This is a genomic window from Arthrobacter sp. GAS37 (genome assembly GCF_044908325.1).
Taxonomy (GTDB): domain Bacteria; phylum Actinomycetota; class Actinomycetes; order Actinomycetales; family Micrococcaceae; genus Arthrobacter; species Arthrobacter ramosus.
The window spans coordinates 76,683-96,440 of sequence record NZ_JBIYDB010000014.1 but is presented as its reverse complement, the minus strand read 5'-3'; the positions used below and the strand labels follow the sequence as shown (position 1 = coordinate 96,440).

General features: G+C 65.4%; 17 protein-coding genes. 13 read left to right on the top strand and 4 right to left on the bottom strand.

Annotation, left to right across the window (positions count from 1 at the left end; all coding sequences use genetic code 11):
• The first annotated feature begins 11 nt into the window (after positions 1–11).
• On the top strand, positions 12–584 hold the full coding sequence (locus ABH924_RS13255; RefSeq protein ID WP_404499436.1) for a GtrA family protein: 573 nt from the start codon (positions 12–14) through the stop codon (positions 582–584).
• On the opposite strand, the gene ABH924_RS13250 is transcribed toward ABH924_RS13255, so the two are convergent.
• Positions 571–1,269 (bottom strand): TIGR03089 family protein, encoded by a 699-nt coding sequence (locus tag ABH924_RS13250; RefSeq protein ID WP_404499434.1) that lies wholly within the window; start codon positions 1,267–1,269, stop codon positions 571–573. The two genes, ABH924_RS13255 and ABH924_RS13250, sit on opposite strands and share 14 nt — an antisense overlap.
• A 367-nt stretch (positions 1,270–1,636) precedes the next feature.
• On the opposite strand from ABH924_RS13250, the gene ABH924_RS13245 reads away from it, so the two are divergent.
• From ABH924_RS13245 to ABH924_RS13235, 3 genes are read left to right on the top strand one after another with little or no spacing between them, the layout of a single operon-like run.
• Entirely contained in the window at positions 1,637–2,182 is a 546-nt protein-coding gene (locus ABH924_RS13245) for a WhiB family transcriptional regulator (protein ID WP_404499469.1), read from the top strand.
• Complete coding sequence (locus ABH924_RS13240; RefSeq protein ID WP_404499467.1) at positions 2,182–5,517, top strand: glycosyltransferase; 3,336 nt, start codon at positions 2,182–2,184, stop codon at positions 5,515–5,517. Before ABH924_RS13245 ends, ABH924_RS13240 begins: the two co-directional genes overlap by 1 nt.
• A complete protein-coding gene (locus tag ABH924_RS13235; RefSeq protein ID WP_404499432.1) occupies positions 5,510–7,153 on the top strand; it encodes a DUF5719 family protein in 1,644 nt (547 codons plus the stop codon). The genes ABH924_RS13240 and ABH924_RS13235 overlap by 8 nt, the downstream gene beginning before the upstream one ends.
• On the opposite strand, the gene ABH924_RS13230 is transcribed toward ABH924_RS13235, so the two are convergent.
• Positions 7,147–7,665 (bottom strand): metallopeptidase family protein, encoded by a 519-nt coding sequence (locus ABH924_RS13230; protein WP_404499430.1) that lies wholly within the window; start codon positions 7,663–7,665, stop codon positions 7,147–7,149. The genes ABH924_RS13235 and ABH924_RS13230 overlap by 7 nt on opposite strands.
• Positions 7,666–7,762: 97 nt before the next feature.
• On the opposite strand from ABH924_RS13230, the gene ABH924_RS13225 reads away from it, so the two are divergent.
• The 5 genes from ABH924_RS13225 to ABH924_RS13205 all read left to right on the top strand — a co-directional run bounded on the left by ABH924_RS13225 (position 7,763) and on the right by ABH924_RS13205 (position 11,853).
• Complete coding sequence (locus ABH924_RS13225; RefSeq protein ID WP_404499428.1) at positions 7,763–8,137, top strand: DUF3499 domain-containing protein; 375 nt, start codon at positions 7,763–7,765, stop codon at positions 8,135–8,137.
• A 174-nt stretch (positions 8,138–8,311) separates the two neighbouring features.
• Positions 8,312–8,536, top strand: coding sequence for a Trm112 family protein (locus ABH924_RS13220; RefSeq protein ID WP_234750879.1), 225 nt, complete (start codon positions 8,312–8,314; stop codon positions 8,534–8,536).
• A 42-nt stretch (positions 8,537–8,578) separates the two neighbouring features.
• The gene (ahcY, locus tag ABH924_RS13215; protein WP_404499426.1) at positions 8,579–10,060 is read left to right on the top strand and encodes an adenosylhomocysteinase; all 1,482 of its coding nucleotides are present in this window, start codon (positions 8,579–8,581) and stop codon (positions 10,058–10,060) included.
• A gap of 246 nt (positions 10,061–10,306) precedes the next feature.
• The gene (locus ABH924_RS13210; protein ID WP_404499465.1) at positions 10,307–11,542 is read left to right on the top strand and encodes an Ig-like domain-containing protein; all 1,236 of its coding nucleotides are present in this window, start codon (positions 10,307–10,309) and stop codon (positions 11,540–11,542) included.
• A gap of 62 nt (positions 11,543–11,604) precedes the next feature.
• On the top strand, positions 11,605–11,853 hold the full coding sequence (locus ABH924_RS13205) for a hypothetical protein (RefSeq protein WP_404499424.1): 249 nt from the start codon (positions 11,605–11,607) through the stop codon (positions 11,851–11,853).
• A gap of 63 nt (positions 11,854–11,916) precedes the next feature.
• On the opposite strand, the gene ABH924_RS13200 is transcribed toward ABH924_RS13205, so the two are convergent.
• On the bottom strand, positions 11,917–12,717 hold the full coding sequence (locus ABH924_RS13200; RefSeq protein WP_404499422.1) for an RDD family protein: 801 nt from the start codon (positions 12,715–12,717) through the stop codon (positions 11,917–11,919).
• 140 nt (positions 12,718–12,857) lie between these two features.
• Here ABH924_RS13200 and ABH924_RS13195 point away from each other — a divergent pair, with 140 nt between their 5' ends.
• Together ABH924_RS13195 and ABH924_RS13190 are read left to right on the top strand one after the other, a co-directional pair.
• Positions 12,858–13,850 carry a stage II sporulation protein M gene (locus ABH924_RS13195; RefSeq protein WP_404499420.1) on the top strand — a complete coding sequence of 331 codons (993 nt, stop codon included), beginning with the start codon at positions 12,858–12,860 and terminating at the stop codon, positions 13,848–13,850.
• A 145-nt stretch (positions 13,851–13,995) separates the two neighbouring features.
• Complete coding sequence (locus ABH924_RS13190; RefSeq protein ID WP_404499418.1) at positions 13,996–15,165, top strand: TIGR01906 family membrane protein; 1,170 nt, start codon at positions 13,996–13,998, stop codon at positions 15,163–15,165.
• A 99-nt stretch (positions 15,166–15,264) separates the two neighbouring features.
• Here ABH924_RS13190 and ABH924_RS13185 read toward each other — a convergent pair whose 3' ends face one another.
• Positions 15,265–16,911, bottom strand: coding sequence for a dolichyl-phosphate-mannose--protein mannosyltransferase (locus ABH924_RS13185; RefSeq protein ID WP_404499416.1), 1,647 nt, complete (start codon positions 16,909–16,911; stop codon positions 15,265–15,267).
• Between the two features lie 152 nt (positions 16,912–17,063).
• Here ABH924_RS13185 and rsmI point away from each other — a divergent pair, with 152 nt between their 5' ends.
• Together rsmI and ABH924_RS13175 are read left to right on the top strand one after the other, a co-directional pair.
• The gene (gene rsmI / locus ABH924_RS13180; protein ID WP_404499463.1) at positions 17,064–17,924 is read left to right on the top strand and encodes a 16S rRNA (cytidine(1402)-2'-O)-methyltransferase; all 861 of its coding nucleotides are present in this window, start codon (positions 17,064–17,066) and stop codon (positions 17,922–17,924) included.
• Between the two features lie 166 nt (positions 17,925–18,090).
• Positions 18,091–19,572, top strand: coding sequence for an NAD-dependent succinate-semialdehyde dehydrogenase (locus ABH924_RS13175; RefSeq protein ID WP_234750872.1), 1,482 nt, complete (start codon positions 18,091–18,093; stop codon positions 19,570–19,572).
• The last annotated feature ends 186 nt before the right edge of the window (positions 19,573–19,758 follow it).

The window sequence follows — 19,758 nt, the reverse complement described above, 5'->3', positions numbered from 1 at the left end:
CATGGAGGGTCATGATCAACACACTTGCAGATCGCATGCGCGGGCTCGCCTCGCTCTTTTGGCGCGAAGTAGCGAAGTTCGGCGCTGTCGGCGGTGTTGCGTTCGTCATAGATAACGGTTTGACCTACTATCTCATGCACGGCCCGATGTCGGACAGTGAGGCGAAGGCCCGTTTCGTCGGCGCCACCGTGGCCACGGTATTCTCCTGGATCGCCAACCGCTTCTGGACCTTCCGCCACCGTCGCCAGGCGAACGTGGTGCGCGAGTTCGTGATGTTCATCATCATCAACGGCATTGGCATTGGTATCTCCACCGGCCTGACCGCCATTGCCAAATACGGCATGAACATCCAGGACAAAAATGTCCTGTTCGCTGCCGGAGTGGTCGGCATCCTCGTGGCCACCGTGGTGCGCTTCTTTGCCTACCGCTTCCTGGTGTTCAACAAGGAGCTCGACGAAGAGCCGGCCTTCTCGCATGACCACGAGATCATCGAAGCCCACCACAAGGCCAAGGCCAAGGCCATCCATGCCGCAAGCGCCGCGGCTAGCTCCGATGAAGGCGAAGACGCGGTCAAGCGCCGCTGACGCGCTCGTTGTCCAGCAGATGCTGGGTGACGGCAACGTCCGGGTGCACCAGGACTACTGAACCGTCTTTGTTCCACGCACCCAGTGCGTCCGCGAGGGCCGACTCCAAACCGTCAGCCGCGCGGACCAGCAGGCGGACGCCGGCGTCATGTTCCTTGGCGAAGCTGTCCAGCAATTCGCCGTGCGAGTGTCCGGTTTCAGGGCGGCGCAGGGCCGGAAGTGCGGCGTCCGGTTCGGCGTGCGCCATGAACACGTCGCCGTGGGAGCGGACTTCAGCCGCGTAGTCCACGACGCCGACCGGCAGCTCTCCCGGCCAGCGCATCGCGAGTGCCGCAAGCGGCACGGCGACGACGGCGTCAAAGCCGGCTCCCGCTCCGACGTCGGGGGTGTCCGTGACAAGCAAATCGGCGCTGCCGCCGTCGAGCACCAGTTCCATGCCCAGCTGCCACCCGGCCAGCGCCCACACAAGGGATTTCCAATGGGCTGGCAGGTCCAAGCGAAGGCTCATGCCTGGTTCGGCGTCGAACTCGTCCTGGAGCAGGTTGCTGGTCTTGGCCACCCAATTGTCCAGGACCCGCCCCGAGAGCTCCACCCGTTCGGCGTCCGGCCCGTACCAGGTCAGGCGTGGGGATGTGGCGTGTCCGGAACGCAGGGCTGCCATCAGGTTCATCGCGGGGGTGCTCATGGCTACATCTTGCCACGGGGCGTCCGGCCCGCCGTCGGGGCCGTGTGAGTTGCAACACATGGGGCCAAAGGGGTGGCGACAGGACGGCGCTCAAGGGGTCAAGTGATTTCCCTGAAATTCAATGAAAATACATCTTAAGTGATGTGAAGCTTCCGTTTTTCGCCGGGTGTGCGCGGGTGGGGCGAAAAAATCGCGGGCGTGGCGTGACGGTAGTTAGTACGGAAAGTTGATTATTATCCCGGCGTGGCTTGACGGCACGGTAGTTACACGCGTGTAATTAGATATCGAACGCCGCTGCGGGAGTATCGGGTACATAACCGAGTACCGAATGAGCACGGCAGCAGCTGCACACATCAGGAGGGACGCCATGGGGCAAGCGTTGCGTATCCAGGAAGATGCAGTCGTCGCGGACTATGCGTCGGTGAAGTACCGGTCGCGCGAAGTTCCGGGGGATTGGTATGTTGACCCGGCAGATCCGCAGGCGGCGGACCGCTATATAGAGACCACTCGGGAGTCGCTGGAAGACAAGGCAACAGCCTTTCTTGCTGCCCACGAGGCTCTTGTGGGAGGCGCGCCGGTAGATCCGGAGGACGATCTTGACGATCCCCCCATGGAGCTGCGCCGTCCGCTCGACAATCCGGCCCAGCCGGTGTGGATCGGGCTTCCGGGCCAGGGAGACTTCGACGACGAAGGCGAACTCGGCTGGCAGACGGACGCCTTGTGCGCCCAGACGGACCCGGAGGCGTTCTTCCCCGAGAAGGGCGGCTCCACGCGGGATGCCAAAAAGGTTTGCGGTGCGTGCAATGTCCGTTCGCAGTGCCTTGAATACGCACTCGCCAACGATGAACGTTTTGGTATCTGGGGCGGGCTCTCCGAGCGTGAACGCCGCAGGCTGAGGAAGCGAGCGGTCTGATTCTCAAGGCAGTACACGTTACCGCCGTCGTCGTCTCGCATGACGGCGGTAACTATCTCCCCAGAACCCTGGCGGCTCTGCTGGACCAAACGCGTCCGGCAGATGCCGCCATTGGCATTGATACGGGCTCCCGCGACAAGTCCGCCGCGTTGCTGCAGCGGGCTCTCGGCAAGGCCAATGTCACCAGCACGGGCGAGCACAAAGTAGGTTTCGGTGCGGCCGTCATGGCCGGCCTGGCCCGTTCCGCTCCTCCGCAGGAGCAGGGCACCGTGGAATGGATCTGGTTGTTGCACGACGACGCCGCTCCCGCCCCGGAGGCACTCGCCGAGCTGCTTCAGGCAGTCGAGCGCGCTCCTTCGGTCACTGTGGCCGGTTGCAAGCAGTTGGCCTGGAATGCGGAACGCAGGCTCATCGACGCCGGCCTGTCCACGAGCCGCTGGGCCGAACGGCTGACGCTCATTGAGGCTGACGAACTCGACCAGGGCCAGTACGACGGACGCACGGACACGTTCGCGGTGAATTCCGCAGGCATGCTGATCCGCCGCGATGCATGGGAGCAGCTGGGCGGCTTCGACCCCGCGCTTCCGGGCGTGGGAGACGACGTCGATTTCTGCTGGCGCAACTGGCTTGCGGGCAACAGGGTTGTTGTGGTTCCGGCGGCGCGCATGTTCCATGTGGAGCACCGTCCCCACAGCCTGGCGACACCTGCGGCCGCACGCAAGAGCCAAGTCCATTTGAGGCTCACCCACGCATCGTCCTGGAAGGTTCCGCTGCACGCGCTCGGCGCGTTGCTCGGAAGCATGGCCAGGCTCGTCTTGAGCATCCTGGTCAAAGAGCCCGGTCACGGAATTTCCCAGCTTGGCGCGACCGTTGCGGCGCTCGGCCGTCCCGGGGCGGTTTGGCGTTCCAGGCGGAATGCTGCCCGTACGCGGCGCGTGCCACGGTCGATGGTCAAGGGTCTGCAGACTCCGCGGCGCGAGGTTTGGGCCCACCGCCGCTCCCTCGTCGAGGCGATTGGCGCAGACGAATTCCAGGAGACGGATTCCCTGGCTCCGGAACCGAGCGGCGACGCCGGTGACGATTTCGTGGCCCTCGCAACGAATGAGCGGGGTTGGATCGGCACGGGCGCAGCGGCCGCCGGATTTGTTGCGCTGGCCGCTTCCATCGTGGGGCTGTTGGGGCTCCTGGGGGCAAACGGGGTGACGGGCGGAGGCCTCTTGCCGTTGTCCGCCGCAGGCGACATCTGGCGGTCCGCGTCCACGTGGTGGATTGGCCTGGGTGCAGGCTTGCCCGGACACGGGGATCCCTTCGCCTACATCCTCTGGCTTGTGTCATTGCTCGGAGGAGGCGCCTCCAGCGCAGCCATCGTGTGGCTGTTGTTGCTGGCCATGCCGCTGTCAGGCCTGGGCGCCTGGTTTGCCGCGGGCGCGATGACCACGCTGCGCCGCTACCGTTTCATTGCGGCGCTGATCTGGGCCGGAGCGCCGGCCCTCCAAGTCGCATTGAACCAAGGAAGGGCCGGCGCCCTCCTGGCCCACGTGGCGATGCCCCTGCTGGTGCTGGCCCTCTTCCGGGCCACTGGATCGGCCCTGGGCCGGGACGCGGCGCTGAATCACCAACGGATCCAGCCATCCGGCTACGCCGCAGCCAAGCCGTTGACGGGCAAGCCGGGCGTCAACGGCACTCCATCGTGGACGGCTGCTGCCGCGGCCGGCCTGGCGCTGGCTTTGGTGACGGCCTCTGCACCGTCCCTGCTGCCTCCTTTTGCAGTCCTCATTGTTTTTTGCGGCATCGCCTTGGGGCGGCGCGGGCGGACCATTTGGTGGTCACTCCTTCCGAGCGCCGCGCTCTTTGCACCGTACGTCCTCTCGGTCCTTGAACGGCCCCGCACCATGCTGGCCGATCCAGGCCTCCCCCTGGGGTTCGAAGCCGCACCGTTGTGGCAGCAATTGCTTGGCCAACCGTTGAAATTCGACGTCAACGGCGGTTTGGCCGGCTTGGCACTATTCGGCCCGTCGGGTATTCCGTGGGCGCTGGCGCTTGCCCTGCTGCTCGGTGCCCCGGTCCTGCTCCTGGCAATTGCCGCACTCTTTGTGCCCGGAAGGCGGTCGCGCGTCACGCGTTTCCTCTGGGCCGGGGCCCTTTTGCTCCTCGCCTGGGCATGGCTCGCCGGACATGTGGCGACTGGTGTCGAGGGCAACCTGCTCGTCGCACCCTTCACGGGGCCGGCAGTTTCCGCAGCCGGGTTCGCGTTCCTGGGAGCGGCGTTGATCGGCGCCGATAGCCTCCTGCAGCTGAAAGCCAAGGCAGAGGATGGCCGCCCGGTCCAGCGCGCAGCAGTGCGAATCGTCTCCGCTGTAGCAACGCTTCTCCTCATTGCCGGCCCCCTGGCCAGCATGGGCCTGTGGGCAACCCAGAATGTCCTGGCCAGCGCCGACACCTCGGCTTCGGCCGGCGGGGCGCTTGGCACGCCGCGCCTGGTCCAGCCCTCAGGGCAGGGCACCTTGCCGGCCACCGCCGTCGACCACGGCCAGGGGCCGGAACAGACGCGTACGCTGGTCATCACCGCCGGTGAGAACGGTGGCTACACGTCATCCCTCATGCGCGGAGCCGGCACTACCTTGGACTCGCTCTCGACTATCGCGGCGGGACGTTCCATCGTGGGATCACCCGGACAGGAACGCCTCGTGGCCGACGACGACGCTACCGCGTCCATCCGTAACGCCGTAGCCACGATTGTCGCGGGAACAGGCGTGGACCCCCGGCCCGGCCTTGAGCAGCTCGGTGCCGGATTCGTGGTTCTGAAGTCAGCCGACACAGCTGCCCAGCTGACGGCCAACCGGATCGATTCCGTTCCCGGCCTGGTGGCTGTGGGCAAAACCGATTCGGGGTGGCTGTGGCGGGTCACGCCGCTCAACCAAGCCGCCGCAGCCGACGCCGAGACGGCGCACCGCGTCAGGGTGGTGGATGCCAAGGGCGCCGTTGTTGCCCTCTTGCCCTCGCTCGGAACCTCTGCCGCCGGCAACATCCCGGCAGGCGGGGACGGACGCCTGGTAGTGCTCGCTGAGCGGGCAGACGCCGGTTGGAGCGCTTGGTTGGACGGCCGCCAACTGAGCCCGACGACGTCCGGATGGGCCCAAGCATTCACCTTGCCGTCTACAGGCGGCCAGATCGAGATCCGCTACACCACCGTTTGGGAGCCTTGGCTCAGCATTCTTCAGGCCGTAGTGATCGGATTGACCGTCCTGCTGGCCATCCCCATGCCTGCCCGCAGGCCGAAAGCCAGCCTCCTGAAGGAACGAAACTCCCTCCGTAAGGAGTACAGCAGTGTCTGACAACCAAGGCCCGGCACCCGAACTCAAAGCGGGGTCGAGGAAGCGCGGCCAGCGCAAAACCGGGAACAAGAACAAGGCCGTTGTGTTGGGAGCGCTTTCCGCGACGTTGCTCCTTGCCGCAGGGGCCGGGATGGTGTCGGCAGCATCCATCCTGCCGTCCCCGTCGGGAAGCAAAACGCTGGACATGTCCCTCGCGGATGTCCCGGCGGGCAGGACAACCGCAGTGTGTCCGGCACCTCCGCGGCTCCCCGAGGGAACCGCCACGGGCACTGACAACCAGTTCAGCCCTGTTTCGCGTTCGGCAAAGAGCTTCCTGGATGCGCTGGTGCTCAGTGACGCCTCCGGATCCGTTCCCGGGAGCAATCTCGCCTCGCTCGGTGGCTCAGCGATCGCCGACATTGCCAAGCCCCCCGCCGCCACCCAACCCCCGGCGTCGGGGCCTCCCGTGCTGAACGCCGGCGTCGTGGCCCAGAGGCCCGCGGGCGACGTCACCGTGGTGGACGCCGATCCCATCAGCGGCCAGAAGGCTGCAGTAGCGGGTTTGATGAGCTACACCGCGAGCGACGGCGACCTCCGCGGACTGGCGGCGGCACCCTGCCAGCAGCCGGTCAACGATGCATGGCTCCTGGGAGCAAACACCGCACTGGGGCGAACGGCGGTTTTGAATATCAGCAATGCCTCGGGCACGCCGGCTACCGTCAATCTCGAGCTGTTCGGTGCCCATGGACAGATCCAAGCCCCGGACAGCCGTGGCTTGCTGGTTTCGCCGGGAGCCACCCGGTCCATCAACTTGGCCGGACTTGCCCCGAACGAAGGTCAGCTCTCGGTGCATCTGCGCAGCAGCGGCGGCCCGGTCGCAGCAACCATCCAGCAGAGCGTTCTCCGAGGCCTCACTGCCGGTGGTGTCGAGGTCATTACTCCCGGTGCCGGCGCCGCCGATTCCCAGGTCATGACCGGGGTGGACGTCCAGGACCCGTCCGCCGTGAAGTCACTCGCGGACAAGCCCGGTTTTGCCGACGTCGTTCCGGCCTTGCAGATCACGGTCCCCGGTCCGGTGGACGCTGTGGTGGACGTGCGTTTGTTCGGGCCGAACGGCCAGCGCGCTTTGCCCGGCGGGGGAGCGGTGACCGCCAAAGCGGGTTCGGTTACCGAAGTGCCGCTCACGGGCGTCCCGGCCGGCATGTATACCGTGAGCGCTACTTCGGATGTTTCCTTCGCAGCGTCCTCCCGCGTAACGCGGGGGCTCAAGGCCGAGGACCCCGTTGATTTCGCTTGGTCTCCGGCCGCGGTCCGTTTGGGCAGCCAGCATGTGATGGCGGTGCCCCAAAGCGGGACCCGCTTCCTCAGCTTCGGCGTGCCGACGGGCCGGGCCACGGTCAGTTACACGCCGGTCACCTCGGACGGCAAGGTACACAAGGCGCAAACGGTCGATATCGCCGGCGGAACCACCGCGGTCATCGGCGTTCCGGATAAGTCCGACGGCGCCGCGGTCTCGGGCTACATCGTGTCGGCGGCAGGCGACGCGGCCTATGGTGCGCTCGTGCTTGGCCAGGGCGATCAACCCGGGGTTTCGGTCCTGACCATCCAGGATGGCGCGGCCGGGCACGAAAAAGTACAGGTCACGCTGGGTTACTGATAACGACGGCGGTAAACGGGGTCCAGGGTCTCCGGCGGCACTCCGAGCATCTCCGCGGTGTACTCGACGACGACGTCGTGCACCAGGTCCTGGAGGTCCTCGCGGCCGCCGGTAGTGTGCTCGACGACGCGCCGATAGATGGTGATGACGGGTCCTGCGCCGTGAGCCGCCGGGGTGTATGAACCCAGCGGTGCCGCGGTTCCCTCGGCCACCAGCTGCTCAAGGTTCGGCGGGATCTCGTCGACGGCGAACGCGACGCCGTCGAGCCGTTTGCCCCACATGTCCTGCAGCCGTTCGGCGGAATCGAGCACGAGGTCGTCGAACCTTTCGGCACGCGTCCGGTAGCCGGGAAGGTTGGGAAGTATGATTTCCCCGCGCAACCCCCGCCCGTGGCGGTTCCTTCGGCGCTCCCTGAAGCCGCGTGCGGATGTGCCCGCCGTCGTCGTTTCCTGGCTGTCCCCGGTGTCGGACAAACGGACTGTGAAGCCCGGAACGTGGTGCTGTGACTGCATATATCGACTCTAGACCCGTGATTCCGCCAACGCGACATAATGCGCGCAAAGGGGCAATGCACCGCGCCGCGGGGAAGTGCGGCTAATCTGGGATGTTGTGGGTGCAATTCGTCAGTGTTCCAGATCAGCCTGCCGCCAATCCGCGGTGGCTACTTTGACGTACGTCTACGCCGAGTCCACGGCGGTGCTGGGTCCGTTGGCCACGTATGCCGAGCCGCATTCCTACGATCTGTGCGCGCAGCACGCCGAGTCGCTGACTGTGCCGAGGGGTTGGGAAGTCATGCGGCTCGCGATGCCGTCCTCCCCGCCCCAGCCCGGGCCGGACGATCTCCTTGCCCTGGCGAACGCCGTGCGCGAAGCCGCATCGGTGCCGGCCGCGTCGGAACAGCGCACAATCCGCGCCCCCTTTGACGGGCCGGTCCCTCCAGAGGGAACCAGGCGCCACCTGCGCATCCTGCGCGATCCTTCCTGAACCCTGGACGACAGTAACTGCGCGTCCCCTGACCTTGTGTGTCGCCCTATGTGTCGCCGCTCCCTGGGTGACGAGCTTTGTGACACCGTGCGCGACGCCGCCGGGTTGTACTCTGGAAGCTGCCATATCTGTCCAAAGCGGCGTCCGCGAGATGCCATCCAGGGAGCTTCAACCATGCCAAAGGTCAGTCCTGAATTGTTGTCCATCCTGCGGTGCCCTGTCACCGGGTCCCCGCTGGAGCAGGACGGCGAGGAACTTGTGTCGACGGCCGCGGCCGCTTCGGGTGAGAAGCTCCGCTATGCCATCCAGGACGGAATCCCCTTGCTGCTGCCCCCGGAGCTGCTTGCCGCCGCCAACGCCGCGGCCTCAGACCAGCACGACGGTCCCCGCGACGCCTGAGCCCCACCTGACTTGACCATTCGGTACTTCCAAAGGACTTCCATGACTTTCGACTACAAGGTTGCAGACATCTCCCTGGCTGAGGCCGGGCGCCACCAGATTCGCCTGGCCGAGCACGAAATGCCGGGCCTCATGTCGCTGCGCGCCGAATTCGGTCCGAGCCAGCCGCTCAAGGGCGCACGCATTGCGGGATCCCTGCACATGACCGTGCAGACCGCGGTGCTCATCGAGACGCTGACGGCCCTCGGCGCCGAGGTCCGGTGGGCCTCGTGCAACATCTTCTCCACGCAGGACGAGGCCGCTGCCGCCGTCGTGGTCGGCAAGGGAACCGTCGAGGATCCCCAGGGCGTTCCGGTATTCGCCTGGAAGGGCGAGACCCTCGACGAATACTGGTGGACCGCCGAGCAGATCCTCAGCTGGCCGGGCGCGGATGCCAACCCGGAGTTAGGCCCCAACATGATCCTCGACGACGGCGGCGACGCCACGCTGTTGGTCCACCAGGGCGTCGAGTTCGAAGCTGCGGGCGCGGTACCGACCGCCACGGAAAGCGATCCCGAAGAGTACGCACTCGTCCTTGATGTCCTGCGGAAGAGCCTTGCCGCCGACCCGAAGAAGTGGACCCGCATCGCCGCCGGCATCCGTGGCGTCAGCGAGGAAACCACCACGGGCGTGCACCGTCTCTACCAGCTCGCCGAACAGGGCAAGCTCCTTTTCCCGGCCATCAACGTCAACGACTCGGTGACCAAGAGCAAATTCGACAACAAGTACGGCATCCGCCACTCCCTGCCGGACGGCCTCAACCGTGCCACGGATGTCCTCATGGGCGGCAAGGTCGCCGTCGTCTGCGGCTATGGCGACGTCGGCAAGGGCGCCGCTGAGGCGCTCCGCGGCCAGGGTTCGCGCGTGATCGTGACGGAGATCGACCCCATCTGCGCACTCCAGGCGGCCATGGACGGCTACCAGGTGGCCAAGCTGGATTCGGTGTTGGAACAGGGCGACATCTTCATCACGACTACCGGCAACAAGGACGTCATCATGGCCTCCGACATGCTCCGCATGAAGAACAAGGCGATCGTGGGCAACATTGGCCACTTCGACAACGAGATCGACATGGCCGGACTGGCAAAGGTCCCCGGCGTCCAGAAGGTGGAAATCAAGCCGCAGGTGCACGAGTGGGTGTTCGCCGCAGCCGACGGCCGCGACGAGCGATCGATCATCGTGCTTTCCGAAGGCCGCCTCCTGAACCTGGGCAACGCCACCGGTCACCCCTCGTTCGTCATGAGCAACTCCTTCGCAAACCAGACGATCGCCCAGATCGAACTGTGGACCAAGAAGGACCAGCCCGAGGCCGAGCGCGAATATTCGAACCAGGTCTACGTGCTGCCCAAGATCCTTGATGAGAAGGTCGCCCGCCTGCACCTGGATGCTTTGGGCGTGGAACTGACCGAGCTCAGCAAGGAACAGGCGGAGTACCTGGACCTTGACGTTGCCGGGCCGTACAAGCCGGAACACTACCGGTACTAAGAACACCGGCTGGGAGCACGCCGAGGCGGGCTCCCAGCCAATATCAAGCCGCGCCCTTTAGGATGCGGTTGTGGGGCGTGAGTTTTTTGGGGGGCGTGAGTTTTGGAGAAAACAGGAATGGGTCTTAATCCCGACGGCGAGCAAGCGGACACTTTCGAGCATGTGGACGCTGCCCGGCTCTTCGACACCGAGCAGGACAGCGGCGGTGCGCGGCACGTGGACACTGCGTACTTGGACACTGTGCGCTTGGACGACACTGTGCAGACGAAGCGAAGCAGGTTCCGCAAGGTGGCCTGGATCGTGGTTGTCTGCCTCATTGCCGCGCTCAGTGGCACGTTTGCTGCAGTGGCCCCGCGTGCGGCCAGCGCGGCAATCGAGTCCGAGGGATCATCAGGTGAACGCAGCGAGGCGGCAGCCGTGCTGCCCGTCGTGAAGCCTGCCACTGTGGTTGCCTCGCCTGCGAGCGGGGCCAAGCAAGTGAACCCGGCTGCGCCCGTCACGATCAGCGTCAAGGACGGAACCCTGGACAGGGTCTCCTTGACGAGTTCCCAGGGAAAGACCGTTGATGGTGCGTTGACCCCGGATGGACTGAGCTGGACCGCATCCACGCCCCTCGAATTCAACTCCTCCTACACTTTCAATTACACCGTTGCAGATGCGGCCGGCCGCGCAACATCGAAGACCGGATCCTTCACGACGGTTTCCACGCAGAACGAGGCCGACGCCGCCATGTACCCCCTGGACGGGGCGAAGGTAGGCGTGGCGCAGCCGCTCCAGCTCACGTTCAGTGAACCCGTGGTCAACAAAGCCGCCGTCGAGAAGGCCATCAAGGTCACCTCCACGTCGGGCCAGGCCGGGGCCTTCCACTGGTTCAGCGACACCATGGTGCGCTACCGTCCGGAGAACTTCTGGGCAGCGAACAGCACGGTCACCGTGGACCTCAAGCTGTTCGGGGTGGACTTCGGCAACGGCCAGATCGGCAACTTCAACAAGACGAACACCTTCAAGATCGGCGATAAGAAGGTGGCGGTGGCCGACGCGGTTGCCCACACGTTCACGGTCAGTGTCAACGACCAGCAAGTGGGCCAGTGGCCGGACACCATGGGCGACACCAGGTTCCCTTCCGCGCGCGGCTACTTGGTCCTCATGGAAAAGTACCGGGTAGAGCACATGGACGCCTCCACCATCGGCCTCAAGCCGGGGGATCCGGCCTACTACGGACAGCTTGACGTCAACTACGCCACGCGCCTGACACCCAGCGGCGAGTTCATCCACCAGGCCACCGACTCGGCCTTGCCGTACATCGGCGTCACGAACCTCTCCCACGGTTGCATCGGATTGGGACCTGACGGTGCGAAATGGGTGTTCGACAACATGACAACCGGAGACGTCGTCCAGGTGGTCAATACCCAGGGTGACTACGCCAATTTCGATGACGGCTTTGGCGACTGGAACATCCCCTGGGCCCAATACGCCAACTGACCACAGCTCCCGTCACCCTCGGCAGCCCGGACTGGCTCTCGCCCACTGGCTACGCCGTAATCATGGAGCGGGAACGCCACTCCAAGTTCAACGCCGGCAGCATCGGCCTCAAACCCGGTGACAAGGGCTACTACGCACCGCTCGTCGTCGGCTGCGTTGGCCTGCTCCCGGCCGACGCCGCGTGGTTCTTCAACAACATGCGGACGGGGGATGTGGTGCTGCAGGTCCTGAACACCGGCGCCCCCGCCGTGGAGCCGCTTGAAGGCTTCGGCGACTGGAACATTGCCTGGGCCGGCTACGCGAAGCGCTGAGCGCTGCCGGGACGTGCCGCAGTGGTGCCCGACGGCGGGGCGCGCCGTGAGTGCCGCGCTTGGCTAGCGCGTGAATGGGAGCCTGTTGAGTCGGTCCCCGACAATGGCGCTGCGTTGTTCTGCGCGGCGCAGCCGTTCCAGGTCCCGGTTTCGCCGCTCGCCCAACACGGCGTGCAGGTAGCCTTCCGGCGTCGTTCCGGGCGGCGGCGGTGGGGCGACGTAAGCGGCGAGTTCGCTCGCGAGGGCCACGGCCAGGTGTGCGCGTGAGTCCGGCGCCATCCGTGAGGCCTGCTGGATGAACTGTGATGCCCGCCGCGCCGTGCCGTCCGGAACCCTGCCGATATCCGCGAGTCCCACCCACGCCTGCAGGTACGGAGGGGCATAGGGGAGGATTTTGGGTTCAGCGGGAACGCGCTGCCTGAGCGAATAGGTTCCGGCCACGACGTCTCCGAGTCTCTTCGACTTGTCGTTGAACAGTGCCACGGCAATGGCCAATCCGCCGAATGTCGCGTAGATCTCCAGGAAACCGATCAAGCCGCGGATCACCGCGTGCCGGAAGCGGATGGATCCGCCGTCGTCGCGCACGATCCTGAGCCCGGTAGCCAGCTTCCCCAGCGAACGGCCGCGGCTCAGCGTTTCCACCGCCACGGGGACGACCACGAGGCACAGCACCACGCTGGACAAGGCCATCGCGCGACCCGCGGCCACGTCCAGATGGGGTGCAGCCATACTGAGCAGGAACAAAAGACCCAGCAGCAACACAACGTGAGCCACGACGTCGAGCATGAGACCAAGGGCCCTGGCCCCGAACGATGCCGGCCGCAGTTCAAGGACCACGGCCTCGCCGGTAATGATCGAACTCAAGCCCGCCCCCAAGCATTGCCACGATGTCTGCAGGACCGGACGGCTCCCGCTGGATCGAGTCTAACCGCGGCCATGGATGCGGAGGAGGGGTTTGCGTGGATGTGGGACTGTTTGGGGAGGGTTGGGATTAGGGTAGTGCCGTGGACATGGATGCCTTCTCTGTCGTGAACGGGACCAAATGGTCCCGTTTGCACGAGCTCGCGCACAAACGACGCCTCGACGGCGGTGAAGCCGACGAGCTTCTGCGTTTGTACCAAGTGGTGTCATCACACCTTTCCCTCATCCGGTCCGTGGCCCCGGAGAGCGCACTCTCCGCCTCTTTGTCGGCGGCTCTCGCCCAGGCCCGTACCCGCTTCACCGGGGCGCGGTCGAATTTCATGGAAGACCTCGCCCGCTTTTTCGTGGTGTCCCTGCCCGCCGCGTTCTACCGCTTGCGCTGGCTCACGGTCTGTTGCGGGGTTTTCTTCTGCCTTGTGGCCGGCGCCTACACGCTCTGGATCGGAACGTCCCCGGACGCCTTGAGGGCCCTCGGAAGCAGCAATGCCGTGAAGCAATACGTCGATCATGACTTCGTCGGCTACTACTCCGAGAACCCTGCCGCGTCCTTCGCCGGCGCCGTCTGGACCAACAATGCCTGGATCGGGGCGCAGGCCGTGGCCTTGGGCATCACCGGTTTCTGGGTGCCGTACATGCTGTTCTCGAATGCACAGGGCGTAGGAGTCGCTGCGGGAGTCTTTGCCGCCACCGGCAAGATGGATCTGTTTTTCAGCTACATCCTCCCGCACGGCCTCATGGAGCTGACGGCCGTGTTCATCGCCTCCGCGGGCGGTCTCCGCATTTTCTGGGCCATGGTCTCCCCGGGCCCGCGGCGCAGGATGCAGGCAGTGGCGGAAGAGGGGCGTTCCCTGATCACAGTGGCCCTGGGCCTGGTGCTTGTCCTGTTCGTTTCCGGACTCGTCGAGGCCTTTGTGACGCCCAGCCCGCTTCCCGTGTGGGCCAAGATCCTCATCGGTTCGCTCGTTCTCGCGGCATACTGGGTCTATGCCTTGGTGCTGGGCGGGCGGGCATTCCGTGCCGGCGCCACAGGCGACCTGGACGCAAACGACGCCGGTTACCGGGAGATAGCCGCCTGAGGCACCCGGGTCCGGCCGCAATCCGACGTTTCCCGGGGTGGCTCATCGTCTGTCCGCGAGGGCTGACGGTAGGCTCGATGGCAGAGAAGATTGCCAGCAGACCGTTCCTGCTCCGGCATGTGACTCCTACGGAAGTGAAATCGAAGTGACCGAGAAGAGCCCGATCCCCAAAGACCCGGACGCGGATATCAACGACGACGGCGATGAGCCGGCCTTCGAATGGATGAAGCCCGCCCCCAAGTCCGCGGCCGCTGACGCACGCCCGGCAGGGGCCGCTCACGGCGCCCAGGACTCTTCGACGAAGCGGGTGCCCGAAGAGGGCAAACCGGGAGCCGGGTCCACGTCAGGGGCAGCTGCAGGCGAAGCTGCACGGCCTCTCGCCGAACGGCCCGCCGCAGGACAACAGCCGGAGAGCCGGGCAGACCGCAAAGCCGCCGAGGCTGCGGAGGCCGGGCCGGAACCGGCCCTCTTCGCAGAGCCCCTGCCGACGTCGGCCCTACAGGTCCGCCCACCGGAAGCCGAGGTGGAACGTCGCAACCACGAGCGCGAGCAGGCCGCCAACGCCAAGCCGCTGGCGCCGCGCATCTTCCAGGTCCTGCTGGCCGTCTTCTACCCCGTGGTCCTCCTGGTGCTGGCAATCCGCGCCGTGGCGAGCCCGCTGTTCCTGTGGGTGGAGTATTACCGGCCGGGATTCCCGGGCGACGGCTATGGCTTCAACGCCGATGACCGGATGACCTATGGTTCCTATGCCCTGGACTATCTCAGTAACTGGTCCGGGCCACGCTACTTGGGCGAGCTCGTCAACCAGAACGGCGAGAAGCTGTTCAAGGAGGGCGAAGTTGCCCACATGGCCGACGTCAAGACCGTGATGCTCTCCGCATTCGGTGCCGGCGCCCTCATGATCATCATTGGCATCATCGCAATGATCTATCTGCGCAAGCGAAGCACGGGCGGGATCCGCCGGGGACTGTTTGCCGGTTCGATCGTCACCTTGGTGCTCATCCTGGGACTGGGAACGCTTGCTGCACTGGGCTGGCAGCAGTTCTTCACGGACTTCCACCACATCTTCTTCGCCAACGGCACCTGGACATTTGCGCTCGACGACACGTTGATCCGTTTGTTCCCGGGACAGTACTGGATGGACTCCGGGATTGCGATCGGCGCCTTGGTCTTCATCACGGCCCTGCTGACCCTCATCTTCACCTGGCCTACCCGCCGTCGTCGCGGACTTTCTCCCAAGAACGAAGCTGCTGCTGAAGACAGCGCAGATACCGACCCGGAGGCCCTCACGGAGGCCGGCGCACCGGAGAAGTAGCACCTTCGCAACAACGAAAAAGCGGCCTGCCTCGGAATATTCAGTCCCAGACGGGCCGCTTCTTTGTGTGCTTGCCGTCCCGACCTTCCGGGCAGGCCCTTAGATCCAGGACGGCATCCACATACGCATGCGCCAGTCCTGGTAGCTGATCACTTCTGCCGTCCATACCGGATAGAAGAACGCCGACACCAGCACCGCAAGGACCACCACAAGGCCGACCAGGTACAGGCCGGAGCGGCGGCGCCACGGAGGAGCCCCGCTCCTGCCGAGCACCAGTCCCAATCCATAGACGAGAGCCAGCACGAGGAAGGGCTCGAAGGAAAGCGCGTAGAAGTAGAACATGGTGCGCTCCGGATACATGAACCACGGCAAGTACCCTGCAGCGACGCCGGCCAGGATGGCCCCGGCCCTCCAGTCGCGCCGTCCCGCCCACCAGAACAGCACCACGAAGAGTGCAATCGTGGCACCCCACCAGATCACCGGGTTGCCGACGGACAGGATCGCCGAAGTGCAGTTGGGCAGATCGCAGCCGGGGGTTCCCTGCTTGGGGGACTCATAGTAGAACGACGTGGGCCGCCCCATGACGAGCCAGGTCCACGGACTCGCCGAATAGGGGTGCGGCGAGCTGAGGCCCTGATGGAAGTTGTAAGCCTCCATATGGTAGTACGCCAGGGAGCGCAGCGGCCCGGGAATCCATCCCCACGCGTCGGAGGGATTCGTATCCGCCCAGTGCCGGTAGTAGGCGTCCTTGGAAAGGAACCAGCCGGTCCATGTAGACAGGTACACAGCTCCGGCCACGGGGATCATGGTGAAGAACGCCGGAATGCCGTCCTTGATGATCCCGGCGCTGGGCCAGCTCCGGATGCCCGCAATACGCCGTGCGCTCATGTCCCAGAACACGGTCAACAGGCCGAAAGCAACCACGAAGAACAGTGCCGACCACTTGGTACCGACCGCCAGGCCGAGGCAAACACCGGCCGCCAGCCGCCACCATCGGAATCCGAGCCACGGGCCCGAGGCGAGGTGCAACGGCGTCGGGCGGCCGTCCTTCGAGGCGCCTGCCAGCGCCGCAAGCCGTGCCGCCAGCCGTCGCCGTCCGTCGTCGCGATCCATCAGCAGGGCGCCAAAGGCCGCGAGCAGCCAAAACATCAGGAAGATGTCCAGCAGGGACGTCCGTGACATGACCAGGTGGTGGCCGTCGACGGCGAGCAGCAGCCCCGCGGCAGCGCCCAGGATGTGGGAACGGAACAGCTTCAGGGCGATCAGGGCGATCAAGGCGATGGAGAGGGTGCCCGTCAGGGCCGCGGAAAACCTCCAGCCGAAGGAATTGTCCGCACCGAAGAGCCACATCCCGAAGGCAATCATCCATTTCCCTACCGGGGGATGTACCACGTACTCGGGGGAGTTGAGCAGGACGTTGGGATTGCCTGCATTGAAGGCATCGTTGGCCTTGTCCGGCCAGCTTCGCTCGTATCCGCTGACCAGGAGCGAGTAGGCATCCTTGACGTAGTAGGTCTCGTCGAAGACGAGGCTGTGCGGTGCGTCGAGGCGGACGAAACGCAGGATCCCGCCGATCACGGCAGTAATGGTGGGGATCAGCCAGAACCACAGCCTCAACGACGGCGGATAGTCCCGCCAGCTTTGGATGCTGCCAATGAGCCGCGTCCGCAGGGCCTCGGCTGTGAAAGCCTCCCGGGGCCGTATCAACCAGGTTTGCGGGGCGGGGCGCACGGAGGTATCGGTCACTCAGCCCATGCTACCTTTTGCCTCCGGTAGCTCCCTGAAAGCGGGAGCCGGGGCATTAGGCTTGTTGGGTGACTGAACAGCTGAGCTCCCCGGATGAAACCACCCTTCCTGACTCGGCGGAGTCCCTTGAGGCGGAGACGGAGCCTCTTGAAGTGCAGGCGCTACCCGCCCTGCCCGACGGCGTGGGCCGGATCGTGCTGGCTGCCACGCCCATCGGCAACGTCGGCGATGCCTCCAGCCGGCTCATCGAGTTGTTGCAGACGGCCGACATCGTCGCCGCAGAGGACACCCGTCGCCTGCACCGGCTGGTCCAGTCGCTCGGCATCACCGTGTCCGGCCGGGTCATCAGCTACCACGAGCACAACGAGGCTGCCAAGACCGAGGAACTGCTGGATCACGTCCGGGCGGGCAAGACCATCATCATGGTGAGCGACGCCGGCATGCCCGCAGTGTCCGACCCCGGCTTCCGCCTCGTGGAGGGAGCCGTGGCAGCAGGGCTCTTCGTCACCGCCTTCCCCGGCCCGTCCGCCGTGTTGACGGCCCTCGCGCTATCGGGGCTGCCCACGGACCGGTTCTGCTTCGAGGGATTCCTTCCCCGCAAGGCCGGCGAACGCAGCTCCCGGCTTGCGGACCTCGGCAACGAACGCCGGACCATGGTGTTCTTCGAGGCACCGCACCGGCTCGAGCCCATGCTCCGTGCCCTTCACGAGCGGTTCGGTTCGGCCCGCCGCATCGCCGTGTGCCGTGAATTGACGAAGACCTACGAGGAAGTCATCCGGGGAACCGTCCGGGAACTGCTCGAGTGGGCGGAAAACAACGAGGTCCGCGGCGAGATTGCCGTCGTCGTGGCCGGCGCCCCCGAACAGGCGCCGGGCAAGCCTGAAGACCATGTTGCCGCGGTCAATGAACTCATTGCCAAGGGCATCAGGCTCAAGGAAGCGGTGGCCGCAGTAGCCGAGGAGGCCCGCATCAGCAAGCGCGAGCTGTATTCTGCAGTGCTCGCGGCGCGCTAGCTTCCGCTCCAACCGGAGGCTGTGCAACTGCACAAACTCTTGCTCCCGCGGCAGTGCGCGAAGGCGTAGACACTGATTCGCGGCGGGCAGTACCGTGACAGTAATTCCACAAAAATCAAGTGTTGGTGCATCTCTACAAGCTGCGCCGACTGACGAAGGAGTCACTGTGACTGTTACCGCCGATCGCGAAAGCGAACTTCTCGCCTCCGTTCCCACGGGGCTGCTCATCAACGGCCAGTGGCTGCCTGCGGCATCCGGCAAGACGTTCGACGTCGAGGATCCCGCCACGGGCAAGGTGCTCATCAGCATCTCCGACGCCGGAGCAGAGGACGGCGCCGCGGCGCTGGACGCTGCTGCCGCCGCCCAGGCTTCCTGGGCCCGTACCGCTCCCCGCGAGCGTGGTGAAATCCTGCGCCGCGCGTTCGAGCTGGTCACAGCACGCGCCGAAGACTTCGCGCTGCTCATGACCCTTGAAATGGGCAAGCCCTTGGCTGAAGCCCGCGGCGAAGTAGCTTATGGGGCCGAGTTCCTGCGCTGGTTCTCCGAGGAAGCCGTCCGCGTCAGCGGCCGTTACTCCGCCGCCCCGGACGGCAAGAACCGCATCCTGGTCCAGAAGAAGCCGGTTGGTCCCTGCCTGCTGATCACTCCGTGGAACTTCCCGCTGGCGATGGCTACCCGCAAGATTGCCCCGGCGGTTGCCGCCGGCTGCACCATGGTGCTCAAGCCCGCCAACCTGACCCCGCTGACCAGCCTGCTCTTCGCACAGGTCATGCAGGAAGCCGGCCTCCCCGCAGGCGTGCTCAACGTCATCCAGACCTCAACCGCAGGCGCAGTCACCGGGCCCCTCATCAAGGACGACCGCCTGCGCAAGATATCCTTCACGGGTTCCACCGCCGTCGGGCAGTCCCTCATGCGCGAAGCCGCGGACAAGGTCCTGCGCAGCTCCATGGAACTCGGCGGCAACGCACCGTTCGTGGTCTTCGAGGACGCGGACCTGGACAAGGCCGTCGAAGGCGCCGTCGCGGCCAAGATGCGCAACATGGGCGAGGCCTGCACCGCAGCCAACCGCTTCATTGTGCACGACTCCATCGCTGATGCCTTCGCCGATAAGTTCGCTGCCAAGATCTCGGCGCTGAACACTGCGCGCGGTACCGAGCCGGACTCCACGGTCGGCCCGTTGATCGACGGCAAGGCCCGCAACGGCGTGCATGCCCTCGTGTCCGACGCCGTTGCCAACGGCGCGATCGCCGTCACCGGCGGTGCCCCGGTGGACGGTCCGGGCTACTTCTACCAGCCCACGGTGCTCAAGAACGTGTCCGCGGACGCCCGCATCCTGAAGGAAGAAATCTTCGGACCGGTGGCCCCGATCATCACCTTCAAGAGCGAAGACGAAGCCATCAAACTGGCCAACAACACCGAATACGGCCTGGTCGCCTACGTCTACACCAAGGACCTCAACCGGGGCCTGCGCGTCAGCGAAAGAATCGAGACCGGCATGCTCGGCCTCAACGCCGGCGTCATCTCCAACGCCGCAGCACCTTTCGGTGGCGTGAAGCAGTCCGGCCTGGGCCGTGAAGGCGGTTTCGAAGGCATCGAGGAATACCTCACCACGCAGTACGTCGGCATCGCGGATCCGTACGCCGACTAGTAGAACTTCGGCGGACCTCTCGCAACGGGGAACTGCCGTTGAGTGAAGGCAGGGCACTGGACCTTTGGGTTCCGGTGCCCTGCCTTTGGCGTTCCAACCCCAAGTAGCTCGCAGTTAATGTCGTTTTCGGCGCCCAGAACGACATCTACTGCCTGGGCCCACGCCGCCAGGGTTCCCTGGCCGTGG

Bases quoted from the DNA above. Each gene is read 5' to 3' on its own strand.
- ABH924_RS13250 (WP_404499434.1), bottom strand. From the start codon at position 1,269: ATGAGCACCCCCGCGATGAACCTGATGGCAGCCCTGCGTTCCGGACAC.
- ABH924_RS13220 (WP_234750879.1), top strand. From the start codon at position 8,312: ATGCCAAAGGTCAGTCCTGAATTGTTGTCCATCCTGCGGTGCCCTGTC.
- ABH924_RS13245 (WP_404499469.1), top strand. From the start codon at position 1,637: ATGGGGCAAGCGTTGCGTATCCAGGAAGATGCAGTCGTCGCGGACTAT.
- ahcY (WP_404499426.1), top strand. From the start codon at position 8,579: ATGACTTTCGACTACAAGGTTGCAGACATCTCCCTGGCTGAGGCCGGG.
- ABH924_RS13205 (WP_404499424.1), top strand. From the start codon at position 11,605: ATGGAGCGGGAACGCCACTCCAAGTTCAACGCCGGCAGCATCGGCCTC.
- ABH924_RS13230 (WP_404499430.1), bottom strand. From the start codon at position 7,665: ATGCAGTCACAGCACCACGTTCCGGGCTTCACAGTCCGTTTGTCCGAC.
- ABH924_RS13255 (WP_404499436.1), top strand. From the start codon at position 12: ATGATCAACACACTTGCAGATCGCATGCGCGGGCTCGCCTCGCTCTTT.